The sequence below is a fragment of the Mesorhizobium sp. M5C.F.Ca.IN.020.32.2.1 genome (assembly GCF_004023105.1).
In the GTDB taxonomy this organism is placed as follows: domain Bacteria; phylum Pseudomonadota; class Alphaproteobacteria; order Rhizobiales; family Rhizobiaceae; genus Mesorhizobium; species Mesorhizobium wenxiniae.
The window spans coordinates 1-4,195 of sequence record NZ_RZSX01000570.1 but is presented as its reverse complement, the minus strand read 5'-3'; the positions used below and the strand labels follow the sequence as shown (position 1 = coordinate 4,195).

The following is a 4,195-nucleotide window of genomic DNA, read 5'->3' as shown; positions in this document are numbered from 1 at the left end:
CATCATCATGGCCAAGATCAATGGCAACGAAATCCGTCCCGGCAACGTCATCGAACATGACGGCGGCCTATGGGTGGCGGTCAGGACCAACACTGTCAAGCCCGGCAAGGGCGGCGCCTATAACCAAGTCGAGCTGAAGAACCTGATCAACGGCACCAAGCTTAATGAGCGTTTCCGCTCCGCCGAAACCGTCGAACAGATCCGGCTGGAGATGAAGGATTTCTCCTACCTGTACGAGCAGGGCGAAGCGCTGGTGTTCATGGACACCGAAAGCTACGAGCAGCTTGAACTGCAAAAGGATTTCGTCGGCGATCGCGCCGCCTTCCTGCAGGACGGCATGATGGTGACGGTCCAGCTCTATGATGAAAGGCCGATCGGCATTTCACTGCCCGACCAGGTGACGTTGACCATCACCGAGGCCGATCCAGTGGTGAAGGGTCAGACGGCCGCCTCATCCTATAAGCCGGCGATGCTGGAGAACGGCATCCGCGTGCTGGTGCCGCCGTTCATCGGGTCGGGCGAACGTATCATCGTCGACACCAACGAAATCACTTACGTGCGCCGCGCCGACTAAAGCGCCGGCAGCAGGAAGAAGCGCAGCAGGAAAAAGTACAATGGCGCGTTCCGCGATCCTTAATGTAATGGTCCAGGCCGCCATGAAGGCCGGCCGCTCGCTGTCGCGCGATTTCGGCGAAGTCCAGAACCTGCAGGTCTCGATGAAGGGGCCGGGCGACTATGTCAGTCAGGCCGACCGCAAGGCCGAAGACATCCTTTTCACCGAGCTGTCGAAGGCGCGGCCGGGCTACGCCTTCCTGATGGAGGAGCGCGGCCTGATCGAAGGCGACGACGGCCAGCACCGCTGGATCGTCGATCCGCTCGACGGCACCACCAATTTCCTGCACGGCATTCCGCTCTTCGCCATCTCGATCGCGCTGGAGCGTCAGGGCCAGATCGTCGCCGGCGTCGTCTACAATCCGGCGATGGACGAACTCTACACTGCCGAGCGCGGCGGCGGCGCCTTTATGAACGACCGCCGGTTGCGGGTCGCCAGCCGCACCAAGCTGATCGACACGGTGATCGGCTGCGGCGTGCCGCATCTCGGCCGCGGTCAGCATGGCAATTTCCTGGTCGAGCTGCGCAACGTGATGGCCGAAGTCTCGGGCGTGCGCCGCCTCGGCTCCGCCTCGCTCGATCTCGCCTACGTCGCTGCCGGCCGCATGGACGGATTCTGGGAAACCGGCCTGTCGGCCTGGGACATCGCCGCCGGCATCCTGCTGATCCGCGAGGCAGGCGGCTTCATCTCCGACTTCGCCGGCGGGCAGAACATGCTGGATGGCGGCTCGATCGTCGCCGGCAACGAGATCATCCAGCGTGCGCTGTTGAAGGTCGTCAGGAAGCCGGTGACGCCGCGCTAGCTCTAGCTAGCGGACTTGGCGCGCTGAACCGCCGCAGTCGCAAAACCGCAACCAACGCTTGAAATACTGCCCCGCATCCGCCCAGATAAGGGGATGCAGGATCATTCATGACGTATATCGGCCCCGAATCCCGGATCGAAATCCCCTTCATGGGACGCTGGCATTATTCGCGCGCCGAAATGATCGCCGACGGCATCGTCCATGCGGTGGGCATCGTGCTCGCCATTGCCGCCGGCTCGGCGCTGCTGGCGCTGGCCTCCTTCCATGCCGGTCCGGGCGAATATATCGCCGCCTCTTTCTACGTGGTTTCGCTGCTCACCGTGCTGTCGGTGTCGCTGGCCTATAACCTGTGGCCGGTGTCGTCGCCGGCCAAGTGGATATTGCGGCGCTTCGACCATGCCGCGATCTATCTGCTGATCGCCGCGACCTACACGCCTTTCCTCGCCCAGCTCGACGGCTCGCCGCTTGCCATCTCGATGATCGTCCTGGTCTGGCTCGCGGCAGCGATCGGCATCGCCATCAAAGTGCTTCTTCCCGGCCGCTTCGACCGGCTGGCGATCGTCTTCTATCTAGCCATCGGCTGGAGCGGCATCGTTCTTGTCGAGCCGCTGGTCCAGACATTGCCGACGACATCGATCGCGCTGATTGTTGCCGGCGGCATCGTCTATTCCTGCGGCGTCATCTTCTTCGCCTGGAAGGGCCTGCGCTTCCACAATGCGCTGTGGCACGGCTTTGTCGTCACCGGCGCCGGCCTGCATCTTGCCGCCATGGTCGACTGCCTGGTCATCAACCGACTCTGACGCCAATGGTCCGGCCGGCAATATTGCCAAGCGCCATTCAATTTGGTCACAATTGCGTTTAGAGTCGCCGTCAAACGTGAATTGACGGCATCGGAAACGGGGCACGGATGGCTTTACTCAAATCCTTCGGCGTGGGCAGACGCTCCGACGTCCTGATGTACGACCCGCACAAATTGTCGAGCCCGCAGGTTTTTCTGCTGACCATGGTCATCTTCCTGATGATCGTCGCCTTCATCGCCGCCATCCTGACCCGTCAGATCTCGAACGCCTTTGCCACCAATCCCGGTCTCAACGGCCTGATCATCGGCGTGCTTGCGGTCGGCATCCTGCTGGCCTTCGTGCAGGTCGGCCGGCTGTTTCGCGAAGTGCGCTGGGTCAACTCATTTCGGGCCGGCTCCGAAACCACCGAACCGGTGCTGCTGGCGCCGATGAAGGCGATGATCGGCCGCTCGTCGACGATCGCCTTCTCGACCAGCTCGATGCGCACCATGCTCGATTCGATCGCCACCCGCCTCGACGAAAGCCGCGACACCTCGCGCTATCTTGTCGGGCTGCTGGTGTTCCTTGGCCTGCTCGGCACCTTCTGGGGCCTGCTCAACACGATCGGCTCGATCCGCGAAACTATTGACTCGCTCGATCCCGGCTCCGGCGATGCCGCCGCCGTGCTCGAATCGCTGAAGCAGGGGCTTTCCGCGCCGCTCGCCGGCATGGGCACCGCCTTCTCGTCGTCGCTGTTTGGCCTGTCCGGTTCCCTGGTGCTCGGCTTCCTCGACCTGCAGGCTGGCCGCGCCCAGACACGCTTCTACACCGAGCTCGAAAACTGGCTGTCCTCGGTCACCGACCTGTCGTCCGACATCGTCGTCGCCGAACCGCCAAAGGCCGAGTCCTCCGACGAGATCCGCGTCCTGTCGGAAAGACTGCGCAGCATGCAGGAAAGCGGCGGCGGCGCCAATCCGCGTGTCGCCACCGCCATGGCCAACCTTGCCGACGGCATTTCGGGCCTGGTCAAGAACATGCGCTCGGAGCAGCAGATCATGCGCGACTGGGTCGAGGCCCAGTCGGACGAGCAGAAGGCTATGCGCAATACGCTGGAGAAGATCGCCGACGCCCTGAAGAAGACCGGAGTCCATTAGCATGGCTCTCGCCAGGAGCCGGCGTACCGATCGCCGTATCGATTACTGGCCAGGCTTCGTCGACGCGCTGTCGACGTTGCTGCTGGCGATCATGTTCCTGCTCACCGTCTTCGTGCTGGCGCAGTTCCTGCTCGGCCGCGAAATCTCCGGCAAGGACACGGTACTCAACCGCCTCAACTTGCAGATAAACGAACTGACCCAGCTTCTGGCGCTGGAGCGCTCGACGACGCAGGACAAGGAAGATTCGCTCGCCAATTTGCAGGCGTCGCTGTCGGCGTCGGAGGCGGAAAAGAGCCGGCTCGAGCAATTGCTGGCGCAAGGCGCCGGTGCCGGCGACGCGGCCAACCAGCGCGCCACGGCGCTTTCTGGTGAACTCGACAACCAGCGCCAGATCAGCCAGCAGGCGCTGAGCCAGGTCGAAATCCTCAACCAGCAGATCGCGGCGCTGCGCAGGCAGATCGGAGCGCTCGAAGAAGCGCTCAACGTATCCGAAACGCGCGACCGCGAGTCCAACACCAAGATCGCCGATCTCGGCCGCCGCCTGAACGTCGCGCTGGCGCAACGGGTGCAGGAACTGAACCGCTATCGGTCCGACTTCTTCGGGCGCTTGCGCGAGATCCTCGCCGATCGCGAGAACATCCGCATCGTCGGCGACCGCTTCGTCTTCCAGTCGGAAGTGCTTTTCCCGACAGGCTCCGAAGTGATCAACGATGCCGGCAAGGACGAGATGAAGAAGCTCGCCGACGCCATTATCGACCTGCAGAAGGAGATCCCGCCGGAGATCAACTGGGTGCTGCGCGTCGACGGCCACACCGATGACAAGCCACTATCGGGAACCGGCCGCTAC

At 62.9% G+C, this 4,195-nt stretch carries 5 protein-coding genes; all 5 read left to right on the top strand.

Annotated elements, in window-relative coordinates:
* Positions 1 to 7: 7 nt before the first annotated feature.
* The gene (gene efp, locus EOA86_RS24470) at positions 8 to 574 is read left to right on the top strand and encodes an elongation factor P (protein WP_065011342.1); all 567 of its coding nucleotides are present in this window, start codon (positions 8 to 10) and stop codon (positions 572 to 574) included.
* A 40-nt stretch (positions 575 to 614) separates the two neighbouring features.
* Positions 615 to 1,415 (top strand): inositol monophosphatase family protein, encoded by an 801-nt coding sequence (locus EOA86_RS24465; protein ID WP_128344024.1) that lies wholly within the window; start codon positions 615 to 617, stop codon positions 1,413 to 1,415.
* A 107-nt stretch (positions 1,416 to 1,522) separates the two neighbouring features.
* The gene (locus tag EOA86_RS24460; RefSeq protein WP_127208536.1) at positions 1,523 to 2,215 is read left to right on the top strand and encodes a hemolysin III family protein; all 693 of its coding nucleotides are present in this window, start codon (positions 1,523 to 1,525) and stop codon (positions 2,213 to 2,215) included.
* 107 nt (positions 2,216 to 2,322) lie between these two features.
* Entirely contained in the window at positions 2,323 to 3,348 is a 1,026-nt protein-coding gene (locus EOA86_RS24455) for a MotA/TolQ/ExbB proton channel family protein (RefSeq protein ID WP_128344022.1), read from the top strand.
* Position 3,349: 1 nt separating this feature from the next.
* Positions 3,350 to 4,195: peptidoglycan -binding protein (locus tag EOA86_RS24450; protein WP_128344020.1), on the top strand; the 846-nt coding region annotated here is incomplete at its 3' end.